This is a genomic window from Nocardia donostiensis (genome assembly GCF_002081715.1).
In the GTDB taxonomy this organism is placed as follows: domain Bacteria; phylum Actinomycetota; class Actinomycetes; order Mycobacteriales; family Mycobacteriaceae; genus Nocardia; species Nocardia donostiensis.
The window spans coordinates 90,602-106,036 of the sequence record NZ_MUKP01000012.1 but is presented as its reverse complement, the minus strand read 5'-3'; the positions used below and the strand labels follow the sequence as shown (position 1 = coordinate 106,036).

Annotated in this window: 11 protein-coding genes, 1 tRNA gene and 1 pseudogene; 4 read left to right on the top strand and 9 right to left on the bottom strand. The window is 65.8% G+C overall.

Annotated elements, in window-relative coordinates; genetic code table 11:
- Nucleotides 1-2 precede the first annotated feature (2 nt).
- From ligD to B0T44_RS10670, 4 genes are all read right to left on the bottom strand, one after another.
- Nucleotides 3-959 carry a non-homologous end-joining DNA ligase gene (gene ligD / locus B0T44_RS10685; RefSeq protein ID WP_342749228.1) on the bottom strand — a complete coding sequence of 319 codons (957 nt, stop codon included), beginning with the start codon at nucleotides 957-959 and terminating at the stop codon, nucleotides 3-5.
- 155 nt (nucleotides 960-1,114) lie between these two features.
- On the bottom strand, nucleotides 1,115-1,267 hold the full coding sequence (locus B0T44_RS27110) for a hypothetical protein (protein ID WP_175648029.1): 153 nt from the start codon (nucleotides 1,265-1,267) through the stop codon (nucleotides 1,115-1,117).
- A gap of 646 nt (nucleotides 1,268-1,913) precedes the next feature.
- Nucleotides 1,914-2,342, bottom strand: coding sequence for a nitroreductase family deazaflavin-dependent oxidoreductase (locus tag B0T44_RS10680; protein ID WP_077117198.1), 429 nt, complete (start codon nucleotides 2,340-2,342; stop codon nucleotides 1,914-1,916).
- A 613-nt stretch (nucleotides 2,343-2,955) separates the two neighbouring features.
- Nucleotides 2,956-3,029 (bottom strand) — tRNA-Met (locus tag B0T44_RS10670).
- A gap of 558 nt (nucleotides 3,030-3,587) precedes the next feature.
- On the opposite strand from B0T44_RS10670, the pseudogene B0T44_RS10665 reads away from it, so the two are divergent.
- Nucleotides 3,588-3,920, top strand: a pseudogene (locus B0T44_RS10665) (transglycosylase family protein); the annotation flags it as partial.
- Between the two features lie 114 nt (nucleotides 3,921-4,034).
- On the opposite strand, the gene B0T44_RS10660 reads toward B0T44_RS10665, so the two are convergent.
- Entirely contained in the window at nucleotides 4,035-7,043 is a 3,009-nt protein-coding gene (locus B0T44_RS10660) for a UPF0182 family protein (protein ID WP_081511929.1), read from the bottom strand.
- Nucleotides 7,044-7,214: 171 nt separating this feature from the next.
- Between B0T44_RS10660 and B0T44_RS10655 the strand changes: the two genes are divergently transcribed.
- Nucleotides 7,215-7,790, top strand: a complete 576-nt coding sequence (locus B0T44_RS10655; protein ID WP_077117191.1) for a PPA1309 family protein — start codon at nucleotides 7,215-7,217, stop codon at nucleotides 7,788-7,790.
- 563 nt (nucleotides 7,791-8,353) lie between these two features.
- Here the strand turns inward: B0T44_RS10655 and B0T44_RS10650 are convergent.
- A complete protein-coding gene (locus tag B0T44_RS10650; RefSeq protein ID WP_077117189.1) occupies nucleotides 8,354-9,382 on the bottom strand; it encodes a YlbL family protein in 1,029 nt (342 codons plus the stop codon).
- A 100-nt stretch (nucleotides 9,383-9,482) separates the two neighbouring features.
- Nucleotides 9,483-9,713 carry a mycoredoxin gene (locus tag B0T44_RS10645; protein WP_077117188.1) on the bottom strand — a complete coding sequence of 77 codons (231 nt, stop codon included), beginning with the start codon at nucleotides 9,711-9,713 and terminating at the stop codon, nucleotides 9,483-9,485.
- A 131-nt stretch (nucleotides 9,714-9,844) separates the two neighbouring features.
- On the opposite strand from B0T44_RS10645, the gene B0T44_RS10640 reads away from it, so the two are divergent.
- Nucleotides 9,845-11,998 (top strand): UvrD-helicase domain-containing protein, encoded by a 2,154-nt coding sequence (locus B0T44_RS10640; RefSeq protein ID WP_077117407.1) that lies wholly within the window; start codon nucleotides 9,845-9,847, stop codon nucleotides 11,996-11,998.
- A gap of 644 nt (nucleotides 11,999-12,642) precedes the next feature.
- Nucleotides 12,643-12,927: a WhiB family transcriptional regulator gene (locus B0T44_RS10630; RefSeq protein ID WP_077117405.1), complete on the top strand. Its 285-nt coding sequence runs from the start codon at nucleotides 12,643-12,645 to the stop codon at nucleotides 12,925-12,927.
- Between the two features lie 109 nt (nucleotides 12,928-13,036).
- Here B0T44_RS10630 and B0T44_RS10625 read toward each other — a convergent pair whose 3' ends face one another.
- Nucleotides 13,037-14,380, bottom strand: coding sequence for an ABC1 kinase family protein (locus B0T44_RS10625; RefSeq protein ID WP_245839465.1), 1,344 nt, complete (start codon nucleotides 14,378-14,380; stop codon nucleotides 13,037-13,039).
- Between the two features lie 44 nt (nucleotides 14,381-14,424).
- Nucleotides 14,425-15,330: a hypothetical protein gene (locus B0T44_RS10620; RefSeq protein WP_081511909.1), complete on the bottom strand. Its 906-nt coding sequence runs from the start codon at nucleotides 15,328-15,330 to the stop codon at nucleotides 14,425-14,427.
- Between the last annotated feature and the right edge of the window lie 105 nt (nucleotides 15,331-15,435).

The following is a 15,435-nucleotide window of genomic DNA, read 5'->3' as shown; positions in this document are numbered from 1 at the left end:
ACCTACCGCGGTAGCGCGACCTCTTCGGGTTCCTTATCGCTGCGGAGACCACGCCAGAACGGGTGACGCAACCCGTCACCGGTGTATTCGCGGTATTCGATATCGCCGACCAGTTCGGGACGCACCCAGCGCACCTCGACGATCCCCACCCGTTCCGGCGGAATGTCGAAAGGGCTTTCCGCGGCGGGCAACTCGTCGAGCCGGGTACGCAGGCGACGCCGATCGGCCGTACTGAATCCGGTGCCCACATTGCCGATGTACACCATCTTGCCGTCTTCGTCGTAGGCGCCGAGCACCAGCGAGCCAAAGGTCGGTGTCAGCACACCGGTCCCGCAGGTCCAGCCGGCGACGATCGCCTCTGTGGTGCGGCGGCGCGGGGTTTTGATCCAGGCCGGGGAGCGGCGGCCCGGGTAGTAGGCAGATTCGATGAACTTGGAGACGATGCCTTCGAGTTGGTATTCCCCAGCGATCTCCAGCAAACGGTCGGCCTCCACATCCAGCCAGTATGGTGGGGTGCTCACCAGCGGCGCGGACAGTTCGAGGTCGGCGAGCAGGCGTCTACGTTCCAGGTACGGCAGCGGTGTGGTGTCTGTGATACCGAGTGCGAGCAGATCAAAAGCGTAGAACCGCACCGGAGCCGACCGGATCAGTTCGACAGACGGTGTGGCGATGTGCATGCGCCGCTGCAGCAAACCGAACGACGGCGCGCCGCACGGGTTCGTCGCGATCACTTCACCGTCGAGGACCATATCCCGGCCGGGCCGCAGCAGTTCGATCGTTTCGACGAGTTCCGGGTACGAACTGGTGACCTCACGATGGTTTCTGCTGTACAGGCGGCATATCCCGGCTCTGCGGACCACGATCACCCGCACCCCGTCCCATTTCATTTCGATGGCCCAGCTTTCGGTATCCGGCGGCCGCCCTGCGGTCGCCAGCATCGGCGCCGGCAGCTGAACCACGGGAGGAGCATACATCCGGCAACCTCGATTACCGCTGGTGAAACGGCGGTGATGTCGCACCGATCTGCTGCAGCAACCGCGGAAACGGATGCGAGCGCCGGAATCTATCGCTGACGACTGCGGGCTCGCGGCTTCGGTTGAGTGTTGGCCCGCGCTCAGCCGTTGTGGGTGAGCGTGGGCGCGGAACCCGCGCCGGTTTCGGGATCGGTCATCACGTGGTGCCACCACGAATCGAGTCGGCTCGGTTCAGGCCAGACAACGGGGGCTTGGTCCAGTTCGGCTTCGTCGGGTCCGGCGTACTCGGGCATTTCGCCTCCTCAGCAGGTGGGTCCGCCACCGCGGGCCGGTGGCCCGCTCGATGCGTCGAACAACCCTTTTCCACCGTAACCCCTGCCGCCGAGAATGCCCCGCGACCGAGCACTGCGGTGACGGCTCGACGCCGAACCCACTCGGTACCAATATGCCCCAATCCTAGCGGTATCCGCGGCCGGAAACCGGACGAAACCGGAATTTCACCGGCCCGACACACGCGCGGACGCAATCTCACCGATGCTGGTGCGCAATTCGAGGACACGTTTCGAAAGCCCCGATTGTTTTGCCTGTGCATATGAACGGAACACTGGCGCTGTCACCGACAGGGCTATCGGCTTGTCTCCGCAGCTCAGAGCAGGTTTTGCGATCTAAATATATGAGCTTCGCCACTGTGTTGCGAACCCCTTGGTTATCCGGCGGGAAGCCGGCGCCGATTACCGCCCCGGAGCTTCGTACTCGAAATTCGATCCGCGCAGTACGCAACCGAGTATCGAAGCGACGTACCCCGACCGAGTACCCGAATCGGCAGCGTAATCACCCGTGCGTGCAAATGTTCTTGCAACACCACCGATTCCGATCTTGTCAATTGTCAGGGAAACAGACGTGTTTACCCGGAGATCGGCCACTGAAACGGCCGCTGGATCACCTGGAGGTCAGCCGAACCAATGGGATCTGGCGGCTGGTTCGCTTCTGATAGTCGCCGTAGGTGGGGTAGTCGGCCACAATCCGCGGCCACAGCCTCGCTCGCTCCTCCTCCGACAACACCTGCGCTGTCATGGGCCGCTGCGGGCCGCTCTGAAACGACACCATGACTTCGGGGTTGTCCTGGATGTTCCAGAACCAGGCCGGATGCATCGGGTCCCCGCCCCGCGAGGCGACGATGATATAGCTGTCGCCCTCTACGATCGGCGCGGTCAGCATCACCGCGTGCGGCCGCCCCGATTTGCGCCCTGTTGTGGTCAACTCGAGCGACGGCATCCCGAAGAATCTCTTTCCCAACCGCCCGCCACTGACCTTCAACATGGTTCGGTGCACGAAGTTGGTGGCTTTGAGTACGACATCGGATGGCATGGTGTTACTCGTCCTTCTGCTCGATACGGATAACGCCGTCTACCCGCCGCGATTTTGTCGGAGGCGGGTAGAGCAGTTCCGTCAGGGAAGGTGGCGTCAGGCCGCGGGTGCGCCGCCACCGCCCGACGAGCCCGAAGAGAGCGCGCCGAGTAGATCGAGCACGACCCCCAGGACCGGCGGACAGTTGATGTTACAACCGACCTCGGAGGACCCCAGCATGGGTGCGGCCGCCGCACTGGCGGAAGCCCCGACCTGGAGAGGTGCGACCAACGCGGTCGCGATAACGACGCCAGCTATACGTTTTTTCATGGTGCTCCAATTACTTGACTGGGTGAAGACACCGAAGAATAACCCGCCCCAATTATCTTCGCTGCCCCCATATTTCGGGTCGACAACACGGAGGGCAGGTAGGCGACGGTCATATCACGGAGACCCCAGAGGTGGCGCGGAATGCAGCCCAGGAGGGGGCGGGCTGGTGAGCACGGCGGCGACAGCCTGAGCGTAGCGGAGGAACTTCCCGGCACGACGATGAATGCATCGGCCTGCCCTGAACACCTGCTCCGAACATGAGAAAGGCTCCCGGAGGATGATCTCCGGGAGCCTTTCTCACTAGTAGCGGGGACAGGATTTGAACCTGCGACCTCTGGGTTATGAGCCCAGCGAGCTACCGAGCTGCTCCACCCCGCGTCGGTGAACACAACCTTACACACGGGTTCACAGCGAAGGCAAATCAGCTGGTCGAAGCACATTTTGCTCACCGACCCCGCTCCGGCAACGAGGTCCGCTCGGGCATCAGCGCCATCCACTCCCGGAAGCAGCCACCGCGGACATGAGGCTCCGGGAGGCGTGATACGAGTTCGCGGGAGGGTTGCCGAACCGAGATTGCACCCCTACCAGTGACCCGGCTTACTATTTCTGAGTGATACCGAACACATAACGGTGTTATCACAAAGCCTCTTGGGTAAGGGGTGAATCGGTTTCCCACCTGCTAAAACCATGGAAGTTCGGGAACACACGGTCGAATCTGCTGACAGTTACTGACAGTTATCAGTACGTGATCTGCCGAGATTTATTCGTTACCGTCGTTATCGCAGCCCGGATCAACCGTGAAGGGCTACCAACCGAACCGGAGAACACCGGAAACCCTGTCCCACGGTTCGGATACTCCCCCGACTTCTTCCTGGGGACAGGGGCACGCGGTCGATACTCCCGCGCTGCTGGTGGGCACAGGCAGGGATATTCCACATGAACAAGACCCGGAAGTTCAGCACTCGCGCCCTCGGTATCGCAGCAATCACCGGGGCACTCGTTGCCGTCCCGTTCGGTCTTTCCACCGCCACCGCTTCCGCCTACTCGGGCAACTGGGACGCTGTCGCCCAATGCGAGAGCAGCGGCAACTGGAGCACCAACACCGGTAACGGCTTCTACGGTGGCCTGCAGTTCACGCAGAGCACCTGGGAGGCCTACGGTGGCACCGGCTACGCCCACAACGCGAGCCGTGAAGAGCAGATCCGCGTTGCGGAGAACGTCCTGGCCGCTCAGGGCCCCGGCGCCTGGCCGGTGTGCAGCCAGTACCTGTGATCCTGGCCGGCCCGCGGCACGACGACATCCGCTGACCGCCGGAACACAGTACAAGAAGCGGCGCTGCCGTCCCGAGGGACGGCAGCGCCGCTTCTTTCGTTTCACCAGAGCTTAACGGCCCGCCTCTTGGTAGGCCTTGACCGCGGCATCCAGCTCGTCGAGAGCCCGGCCGAAGTCCTCGAAACTACCGGTGCGCATCGCGTTGCGCACAGCCTCGATCTTGCGGTCCAGTTCAGCAGCTGCGGCCTGCTGCGCGGGCGAGCTCGCCGCAGGCGGCGGGGTCGCACCCTCGGCGGGCGGGCGGTTGCCGTCCTCGGCGGGCGGCTGGGTGCCCTCGGCAGGTGGTGCGCCCTCCTCCGACTCGGGCCGAGTGGCCGGGTCACCACCGAACGGAGTGACCAGCGCACCCGCGCCGGGGAGTACCTGTTCCATCGCCTCGGCCAGCGTGGACGCGTAGCCCACCTTCACCGTGCCCGAGCTGTCTCGGTAGCTCACCAGCACCCGTAGCAGCTGCGGGAAGGTCGCGGTATCCGGTCCGGTATTGCGTTCGTTGTAGAACGGCTCCACATAGAGGATGCCGCCGTCGGCGATCGGCAGGGTCAGCAGATTGCCGTATCTGATCTTGTTGGAGTTCGACAGCAAGGTCCGCTCCTGGGAGACCTGCGGTGCGGTCGTCATCCGGTTCTGGGTCTGCTGCGGACCCAGCGTCTGCGTATCCGTCGGCAACTGCAGGATCCGGAACTTTCCGTAACCCTCCGGATCGGAGCGCACCGATATATAGGCCGACAGGAACTGCCGGTTGTAGCCGACCATCGCGCTGGTCAGGTTGAACACCGGTTTGCCCGTCTTCGGATCGCCGAGCAGCACATAGTACGGCGGCTGGCTGGCGGTCGCGCCCTCCACCGTCGGATCGGCAGGCACCGACCAGAACGCGTTGTTGGTGAAGAACTCGCGCGGGTTGTCCACGTGGTACTTCGTCAACATCTCCCGCTGCACCTTGAACAGGTCCTCCGGGTACCGGAAGTGCGCGCGCAGCTCGGGGCTGATCTCACTTTCGGGCTGGACCGCATCCGGGAACACGCCCCGCCACGCCTTCAGCACCGGGTCGGTCGGGTCGACCTCGTACAGCGTCACCGTGCCGTCGTAGGCGTCGACCGTGGCCTTCACCGAGTTACGGATATAGCTGACTTCCTTACGCGGCAACAGCCTGCCGGTGCGCTGGTCGATACTGTCCTCCACCGCGCCCTCCAGCGAGGTGGTCTGCGAGTAGGGGTAGTTGTCCAGCGTGGTGTAGGCATCCACGATCCACACGATCCGGCCGTCGATCACCGCCGGGTAGGCGTTGCCGTCGGTGGTCAGCCACGGGGCGACTCGCTGCACCCGATCCCGGGGTGAACGGTTGAACAGGATCTTCGATTCCTCGCCGATGGCCGAGGAGAACAGGATGTTGCGTTCGGCGTACTTGGCGGCGAACGCAAGGCGGTTGAACCAGTTGCCGATCGGGACACCGCCCGCACCGGTGTAGGTGTACTGGGCCTGGTCGGAGTCGTACTCGCGGGGCGCCTGGCCCTCGACCGCGCCGACGATCGCGTAATCGGGGTTGGACTGCGAAATCAGCTCACCGTAGTAGATGCGCGGCTGGTCGACCTTGATCCGCTGCTGATCCTTCGGCGTGAACAGATCGCTCACCAAGAAGATCGGATAACCGGAATCGCTGCTGCCGCCCGGGTCGTTCGGATTCTCCGACTGCGGCCGGTTGACCCGGTTGGCGGGGGCGGCGACGAAACCGTTGCCGTGCGTGTAGACGGTGTGCTTGTTGATCCAGTCGGTCTGGTTGCCGCTCAACGTCGCAGGGGACAGTTCCCTCGCGCCGACGATGTAGTCCTGGATCTCACCATTGAGGTTGTATCGGTCGATATCCAGTGATTCGGGGAAGCCGTAGAAGTTCTTCAACTGCCGCAGCTGGGTGAAAGTAGGCGAGAGGATATTCGGGTCGAGCAGGCGGGCATTGGCGATCGTCGCGTGATCGACCGGGACGTCGAGCGGGTTCTTGTTGCTCTCACCCTTGTAGTCGATGTACTCGATCTTGTCGTCGGTGATCCCGTACGCCTGCCTGGTAGCGGCGATATTGCGCTCGATGTACTCGCTTTCCTTCTGCGCCGCGTTCGGCTTCACCGAGAACTGCTCGACCACCAGCGGGTATACCGCGCCGACCAGCACCGACGACAGCACAAGCAGCGCTGCGGCCAGCGCAGGCACCCGCAGATCCTTGAGCACGATGCCTGCGAAGAAAGCGAGCGCACAGATAACCGCGATCGACAGCAGGATCAGCTTGGCGGGCAGCACCGCGTTGATATCGGTGAACGAACCACCGGTGAAGGTGGGCTCCTTGCGCCGGCTCATCAACAGCTCGTAGCGGTCGAACCAGTAGGCGATGGCCTTCGACAGCACGAACAGGCCTGCCAGCACAGCCAGCTGGACACGGGCCGGAGTGGTGAGCGTGCCCTCGCGGCCGGTGAGGCGCAGCCCGCCGAAAATATAGTGGGTCACCAGGTTCGCGAAGAACGCGATGATCACGGCGACGAACAGCCAGTTCAGCACCATCCGGTAGAACGGCAGGTCGAAGGCGTAGAAACCGATGTCGAGCCCGAACTGCGGATCGGTTTGATCGAACGAACCGCCGTGCAGGAACAACTGCACCGTCACCCAACTCGACTGCGCGACCAGACCGGACAGGACGCCGAGCAGCGCGGGAATGCCGATCCCGAACAACCGCAGCCTGCTCATCACCGTGGTGCGGTAGCGGGCAATCGGGTCGTTCGGACCGGCCGAGGGCACGAACACCGGCCTGCTGCGGTAGGCGAGCTGCAGTGCCAGCCATACGATCGCGCCGACGACCACCGCGACCACTGCGAAGGTCAGGATCCGGGTCAACAGCACGGTCAGGTACACACCGCGGAAACCGACCGCCCCGAACCACAACCAGTTCGTATAGGTGTCGACCAGCCTCGGCCCCACCAGCAGCAGAGCCGCCAGCACGACAGCCGCCAGCAGCAGCACGCGGCTGCGGCGGGACAGCGAAGGTAACCCGGTGGGGGGGCCGCATGCCCACGATGCCACTCTCCAAAATCCGGCGGCGCCGCCGTCGGTGACCCCACCGGCAGCTTCGCCGCAGTCCGAATATTGCGGTCGGTCCACGCAGGACCGTCTGCGCCCACTCTACGTAAATCGGACACCGATGGGTTCGCAGGGTTGCGGCGGCGGCGTTTTCGCTGATGCGAGGATAGATGGGTGAGCGCCGCTGATCTGCATGCAGAAGTCGTCCTTGCTCGTTCCGTCCGCGAGGTGGCGGAGTTCGTGGATGCCGAGGGCTGGGGCAGATCGCCGCAGATGTTCGCGCTGGTGCCGACCGCGGATCTGGTGGCGGCCGAACCAGATCTGATCGATCAGGTCGACACCGCCGACGAGCTGACCCCGATCGCGCAGGACCCACTGCCGGTGGACGCGGCAGGCGGATTGGACGAATTCCTCGCCACCACCAGCTGGCCCCCCGCAGTGACCGGATGCGTACTGGTCCAGGAAATCGTAGTGCTGCCCCCGGACGCCGAAGACGACCTGGACGAAGCCCTGACCCCGCTGCTCGCCGACAACGAGGCCGCCGACGCAGCGGGCCGAGCAGCGGCACAGGCCCACCCCGAGCGCCGCGACGCCAGACTGTTCGCCGCCGCCCTGCGCTCGGGGACCACCCTGTGCCTGCTCCAGCTGCGACCGGAAGACGACGCCGACGACGCCGAAGACCTGGACCTGCGCACCTACCCCAACCTCGCCCCAAACCTGGTCGAAGCCCTGCAACACACCCTCGATTGAGCTGTATTCATGGCCGCGCCTCCGGCGCGGCGGTTTGCGGCCCTTTGCTCGCGTTTCAGCCCTCGCGGCTGGCGCCTTCGGCGCATGCGCGAGGGTCGAACGTTCGTCCGCCCCGGCGCTCCCAGCGAGGGTCGAACGTTCGTCCGCCCCGGCGCTCCCAGCGAGGGTCGAACGTTCGTCCGTCCCGGCGCTTCTAGCTGCGAGGGCTGAAACGCGAGCCGGGCCGCAAACGGGTGGTGGTGCCGGTCGGCAGAGAGTTCATTGCCTGTTCGGTTCCCCCGATTGCTCAGCTGCGCCCGGCCTCGTAAACCTCGCCCGGCCCTTCGGGCTACGCGTGGCTCGTCGACCTCACCTACCCCACCCGGCTCTCTATCCACTCACCCGTTTGTGAAGTGGTGTCGCGCACGGCCGAAGCGAAGGCAGAGACAGGCAAGCCGCACCGCCGGAGCAAAGGCGAGTGATCGGGCAGACCTCACGCAGCCGTGCGAACACGGAAGGTACGCCTCGAGGCGCATGGCCGGAGCGAATGCGGAGGTACGCCCGGAGCGAAGGCGGAGGTACGCTCAGGCAGCGCAGCTGGGGGCGGGGCGGCCGGCATCGATATCGGCCAGAGCCTGCACTGCGCCCGCGAGGTTCTCGACCCGCACCAGCTGCAGACCCTCCGGAATCTGCTGCCTGGCCTCGTTGCAGTTGGCTGCTGGAACCAGGAACGTCTGTGCGCCCGCTTCTCTGGCGGCGATCATCTTGTACTGGATTCCGCCGATCGGGCCGACCTTACCGTCGTTGTCGATGGTGCCGGTTCCGGCGACGAACTCGCCGCCCCCCAGCGCACCCGGTGTCAGTTTGTCGATCAGAGCCAGGCTGAACATCAGCCCGGCCGACGGGCCGCCGATATCGGCAAGGTTGAAAGTGACCCGCATGGGTGGGCGAGCTCCCTCGACGGGGGTGAGCCCGAGGTAACCCTTGGCGGGATTATCGGGGCGGGCGCCGAGAGTGACCGGGATGGTCTGTTCGGCGCCGTCGCGCCGCACCACCACGGTCAGCACGCTGCCGGGCGCCTGGGTGGACACCGCGGTGACCACATCCTGCGGGGTGGCGATCGGGGCGCCGTTGATGCTGATGAATTCGTCACCGGAACGCAGAGCGCCCTTGGCGGGGGCGTCGTCGGTGATATCGCGCACCAGGACCGTGGTGGGCAGGTTCAGGAAATTCAGCGCCGCGACCTCGGCGTTGCTCTCCGAACTCTCGAACTGCTGCTGGTTGGACTCGTCGATCTCCTCGCGCGAGACGCCCGGCGGGTACACCTCCGATCGGGGCACCAGACCGTGACGGCCGCTGGCCCAGTAGCCGAGCGCCTCGAAGATGTTCAGACCGTCGCGCACCGATACGGTGGTCATATTGAGGTGACCCGTCGCCGGGTCGACCTCGGTGCCGGTTACCTCGACGACCTTCTTGCCGTCCACCTCCCCCAGCGTGTTGACCGTTGGCCCGGGCCCGAGGGTGACGAACGGCACCGTGAACACGGTGCCGACAGCACCGAAGACGAGCACCGGGATCAGGGCGGCCAGCAGGGTGAGGATCCGACGATTCACTCGGTCAACAGTAGCGATCGGCGGCGCTTACGCGCGGAACAGGCGCGCGTACGCCGCCGGTGTCGGGTTGTCGCTGGGCATGGCAGGGGGTGCGAACTGGTCAGGAAATGGCGGCGAGCGCCTTCTTGACCTCGGCCAGCGACGGGTTGGTCGCGGTGGAGCCGTCGGCGAATTTCACGGTGGGAACGACATGGTTACCGTTGTTGACCTGGCCGACGAACTCCGCCGACGCCGGATCCTGCTCGATATCGATCTCGACGTAGCTGATACCGGCTTCTTCCAGCTGCTTCTTGAGCCTGCGGCAATAGCCGCACCAGGTGGTCGAGTACATCGTCAGATCAGGTGTCGTTTCAGTCACGGTCACTGCAACGCCGCGGGTCGTGATCCTGTTCCTCGGCCCGAGGGGTGCCCTTCGACACGGAGCGCCCGCGGGTGCTCGCGTCCCGGCGGCGGGGCGCTGTCATGATGGAGCGCGTGCCCGCACTCGATCTGACCGCCCTGGATCCGGAGCAGGCCGCCGCCGTACGCGCGCCGCGCGGGCCGGTCTGCGTACTCGCGGGGGCGGGCACCGGCAAGACCAGAACCATCACTTATCGCATCGCGCATCTGGTGGAGGCAGGTCAGGTCAAACCCGATCAGGTACTGGCCGTGACGTTCACCGCGCGCGCCGCAGGCGAGATGCGCGGCAGGCTGCGGGCGCTCGGGCTCGGTGACGCGGCCAATCAGGTGCAGGCGCGCACGTTCCACGCCGCGGCGCTGCGGCAGCTGAAATATTTCTGGCCGCAGGTCGTCGGCGAGGTGCATTGGCGGGTGCTCGACAACAAGTTCGCTGTCGTTGCGCAGGCAGCCAACCGGGTCGGGCTGCCGTCACATACCGAGAGTGTGCGCGATCTGCTCAGCGAGATCGAATGGGCGAAATCGTCGCTCATCGCCCCCGAGGACTATCCGGCCGCCGCCGCAAAACACCGTCGCGATATCCCCTGCGACGCGGAGCGGGTCGCGCAGGTCTACACCGGCTACGAATCGCTGAAGACCACAGCCGAGGGCCTGCTGCTGGATTTCGACGACCTACTGCTGCACACCGCCGCCGCGCTGGAGGACTTCCCGGCCGTCGCCGACGAATTCCGTGGCCGCTACCGCAGTTTCGTGGTCGACGAATACCAGGATGTGACACCGCTGCAGCAGCGGGTGCTCGACGCCTGGCTCGGTGACCGCGACGATCTGACCGTCGTCGGCGACGCCAACCAGACGATCTACTCGTTCACCGGCGCCACCCCCGGCTATCTGCTCGACTTCTCCAGGCGTTTCCCGGACGCCACCGTGATCCGGCTGGAACGCGACTATCGGTCGACCCCGCAGGTGGTGTCGCTGGCGAATCGGGTGATCGGGCAGGCACGTGGCCGGATCGCGGGGACCCGGCTGCAATTGATCGGTCAACGCCCGGACGGTCCGGAACCGGTTTTCGCCGAGTTCGATGATGTTCCGGCCGAAGCCGCGGCGGTGGCGCGTTCTATCGAAAAACTGATCGAAACGGGCACGCCACCCGCTGAGATCGCGGTGCTGTACCGGATCAATGCCCAGTCCGAAGCCTATGAACAGGCGCTGACCGAACGCGGGGTCCCCTACCAGATCCGCGGCGGCGAAGGGTTCTTCCAGCGTCCCGAAGTCAGGCAGGCGGTACAGGAACTGCGCAAAACCGCAGCGCGCGAAGACCTTCCGGATCAGTCCCGCACCGGCCCCGCGCTGGTCACCCTGGTCAGGGCCGCGCTGGCCCCGGTCGGGTTGACCGCCACCGAACCGGCGGGCGCACAGGCACGAGAACGCTGGGCCTCGCTGGTCGCGCTGGTCCGGTTGGCCGAGGAGCTCACCACTGCCGACCAGCGGCTCGACCTCACCAGTCTACTGCGTGAACTCGCCACCCGCGCCGACGCCCGTCACCCACCGACGGTGCAGGGTGTGACCCTGGCGTCGCTGCACGCGGCCAAGGGGTTGGAATGGGATGCGGTGTTCCTGGTCGGGCTGTCCGACGGCACATTGCCGATCACCCATGTACTAGCCGATGACGGGTCGGTCGCCGATCAAGCGGCGCTGGAGGAGGAACGCAGGCTGCTCTATGTCGGGGTGACCCGGGCGCGGGAACAGCTGCGGCTGTCGTGGGCGCTGTCCCGCGGCGAGGGTGGGCGACGCGCCCGACGGCGCTCGCGTTTCCTCAATGGCCTGGTGCCCGACGATTCGCCGGCCTCGCGGATCGCGCCCGCGCCGCCGAAACGCGATACCGGCACCGCTCGCGTGTACTGCCGTATCTGTGCGAAACCGCTGATCGGCACCTACGCCACGATGCTGGGCCGCTGCCGGAAATGCCCCGCCGAGCTGGATTCCGAACTGCTGGCGGCGCTGCGCGACTGGCGTGCGGAAAAAGCGCAGGACATGCGGGTGCGGGAGTTCACGCTGTTCACCGACACCACGCTCACCGCGATCGCCGAACAGCTGCCCGCCGACGATGCCGCGCTCGCCGCCATCTCCGGGATCGGCGCGCGCAAGATCGAGAAGTACGGTGCGGAGGTGCTGGCGATCGTCTCGTCCCGAATCCGCTCGACTACGCAAAACCGCAGGTAGAAAATAGGTTGTCGGTTCACTCGTCAACGCATATGGTGGAAACCGCGCTCGGGAGGGTATTCCCTTGCGCACTGTTCCTATTCGACTACGAGTACAGGAGGGAGGCAGACGGCATGAACGGCATTACCGCCTTCGACGCTGACACTATCGGCGCTTTCAGCGCAGACATCGTCGGCGCTTTCGGCGCTGGGGCGAACGCACCGGCGTATCCGACTGTCTCCCGGGGGGTCCTCGCCTTGCAGGGGGCCGGTCTGTCCGGCGCCGGTGAGTTCGGGACGTCGCTTGCGATGCCCCCGCGCGCACCGCTGTTCCTCGAACCGCAGGACAAGCCCCGCGAAGACTGGCATTCGGCCGTTGCCCTGGCAGCAGCCGGCAGCACCGCACAAGCCGCCGTTGCGCCCATTCACCGGGCAGTCAGCCTCCGCAATGCACACCCAGCGACCGTGATCAGGACTCGGCACCGATGCCGACCTAGGTAGGGGACTCTCCCCCGACCTCCTGGCCACGGATCGCCCGAAGCGAAACCGTGGCCAGAAATTTCTTTCCGGCCCTTTCAGCCGCCAGGCACCGGTTTCGCGGAACGAACGACACCGAACCGCTGCAACGAGCTGAAGGAGAACGACGTGTTCACGGCCACCACCGACGTGACATGCCGAACCGCGCCGACCGCTGCCGATGACCAGGAGGTCACCACCACCCTGCCCTGCCGGGCCGGTGATCCGGACCTGTGGTTCGCCGAGAGCCCGGTCCAACTCGAGCAGGCCAAGGCGCTGTGCGCCTCCTGCCCGATCCGGAAGGGCTGCCTGAGCGCAGCCATCGATCGGCGCGAGCCGTGGGGCGTGTGGGGCGGTGAGATCTTCGACCAGGGTGTCGTGATCGCTCGCAAGCGCCCACGCGGCCGGCCGCGCAAGGTGCCCGCCTGCGTCTGAAAACGGCTCGCCAGCAGCTGTTTTCGGTGACGGGGGTTCATATATCGGCGACGAGCCGCTCACCTCGACGAGGTGAGCGGCTCGTGGTCTTTTCCGAGTTGTTGCGAGGTCAGGCGCTGTCGCGAGCGTCCCGGAACCCGGGCAGCCATACCGAGGCCAGCTGCATGAACGGCACCTCGGCGTCGAGCTGGGCGCAGATGCCGATCGATCCGGCCAACACCCGGAAGATCATCACGTATTCGGCGGGCAGCATCATCGCCCGCGCAGTCTTCATCTCCGGTGACGAGAAATCCGATGCCTTGCCCGCGACCCGCTGCATCCATTTGCGGGTGAAGTGAAACGATTCGGACCGGATCGGGTCGGTGAACGGCTGCAGGTAGTCCTCGATCTCGCGCTCGGTGATGGTGCGACCAGGGATCACCCATCCATTGGCGTGCATCAGGTCGGTGAGTTCGGAGAACCGTTCCTGCACGGCCAACACCAGCATCCGGCCGAGCAGTTCGGGGAAGCCGTTCGGCAGCGGTGCGCAGGCGCCGAAATCGATGACGGCCAGCTTCCCCTCCGGCGTCACCATGAAATTGCCCGGGTGCGGGTCGGCGTGCAGCAGCCCGACCGTTTCCGGCGAGGAAAAATGGAACCGGCCCATCAGGCCCGCCACCCGGTTGCGTAGCGCCCTGGTGCCTTCGGGGTCGGCGTTGCCCGCGGCGATGATCGCCGAAACCGCGGTGCCTTCGAGCCATTCGGTGACGATCACCTTCGGCGCGCTGGCCACCACCTTGGGGACCACGAACTCCGGGTGGCCGTCGTAGCCTGCGGCGAACGCGCGCTGATTATTCGCCTCGTTGCGGTAATCCAGTTCCTCTTCGGTGCGTTCGGTGATTTCGGCCAGGATCGGTTTCACATCGGCGCCGGGGATCACCGTGGACATCAGCCCGGTCATCCGGGACAGCGTTTTCAGGTCCGCGCGCAGCGCCTCGTCCGCGCCCGGGTACTGCACCTTCACCGCGACCGCGCGGCCGTCCGACCACACCGCACGATGCACCTGGCCGATGCTTGCGGAAGCAGCCGGGGTGTCGTCGAATGATTGGAAACGCTGCCGCCACCCGGTGCCGAGCTGCTGATCGAGTACCCGGTGCACGGTTGCCGCGGGCATCGGCGGCGCAGCGGCCTGCAGTTTGGTGAGCGCCTCCCGGTAGTGTTCGCCGAACTCCTCCGGGACAGCGGCCTCCATCACACTCAGCGCCTGACCGAACTTCATCGCCCCGCCCTTGAGCTCACCGAGTACGGTGAACAGCTGCTCTGCGGCCTTCTGGTTGAGGTCTGCGTTGATCTCACCCCGGTTGCCGCCTGCCAGCCTCTTCCCGAAGCCGACAGCAGCCCGCCCGGCGATGCCAAGTGGAATTTTGGCTAACTTCGCATTGCGGGACGAGGGCCGGCGCACGATCTCAGACACACCCCCATCATGGCCGACACCGCCGGGAATGTGCCATGGAAACCCTATGAGATTTGCGGCCCTTGCGCGGGCGGTGTTCCTGGTCCCACCACCATCGCGGGGGCACCGGCCGACAAACATCCGCACCCGGGATGCGGACGCCAGTGTCTGCGGCGCAACCGGTGCGAACCGAGATCCAATTCGAGGGTGGTGTCCAAGGTGGCGGGCGCGCGCAGTCGCGAACATGCGACGACCGCTTCCAGTTCGGTCAGGGCAAGGGCAGCGGTAGCCGCGATACCGGCAGCAGTGGCGTGGCCCACCCGGTCGAGCAGTTGTGCGGCCAGGCGGGGCCAGGCGGTATCGCGGTCGCGGCGGGCCAGGTCGGCACAGCGCAGGCAGCTGGTGAGCCCGGGCAGCACCAGCGGACCGACCACGCCGGTGCCGTCGCGCACCCGCACCATCAGATGCGCGATACGCCCGCGGACGAGCTGGTCGACCAGACGCGGATCGGGCACCAGGGTGTCGCAGAGCACAACCAGATCGCAGCGGCGGCCGGCAGGTAACGGCTCGTGCCGGTTGCCGCGGGAACGGCCGGGCCGCACACCGAGCCCGCGCAAACCTGCCGCTACCGCATCCGAGAGCGGGCCGAGCCCGTGCACCAGCACCGAACGGACCCGACCCACCGGCGCCTCGGGGTGAACCAGCAGACCTGCGGTGTCGAGGGCGGCGAGCAGGCCCTCGGTCTGCGGGGTGCGCACCCCGTGTTCGCCGGCCAGCCACAACACCTGCGGGCGGGTGTGCAGACCGTCCAGCAGCCGCAGGAAGGCCATGACCTGTGCGGCGGTGAGGCCGGGGGCGTCCACGAGCAGTGCGGTGTCGGGGTCCCAGCCGAGCTGGACCGTCCCGCAGGGGCGCGACAGGATCATCACCCTGGGATGCAGCATCGGCCCGCGCGGACGCATCGTCGTCATGGCAGCAGTATGCGCCGCCGTCCCTCGGCGCTGTCTCAGGAAAACCACGGCTGACCACAGGGTTCGCGGTTTATCCACAAGGCGGACGAGCCGGTGACATACCGA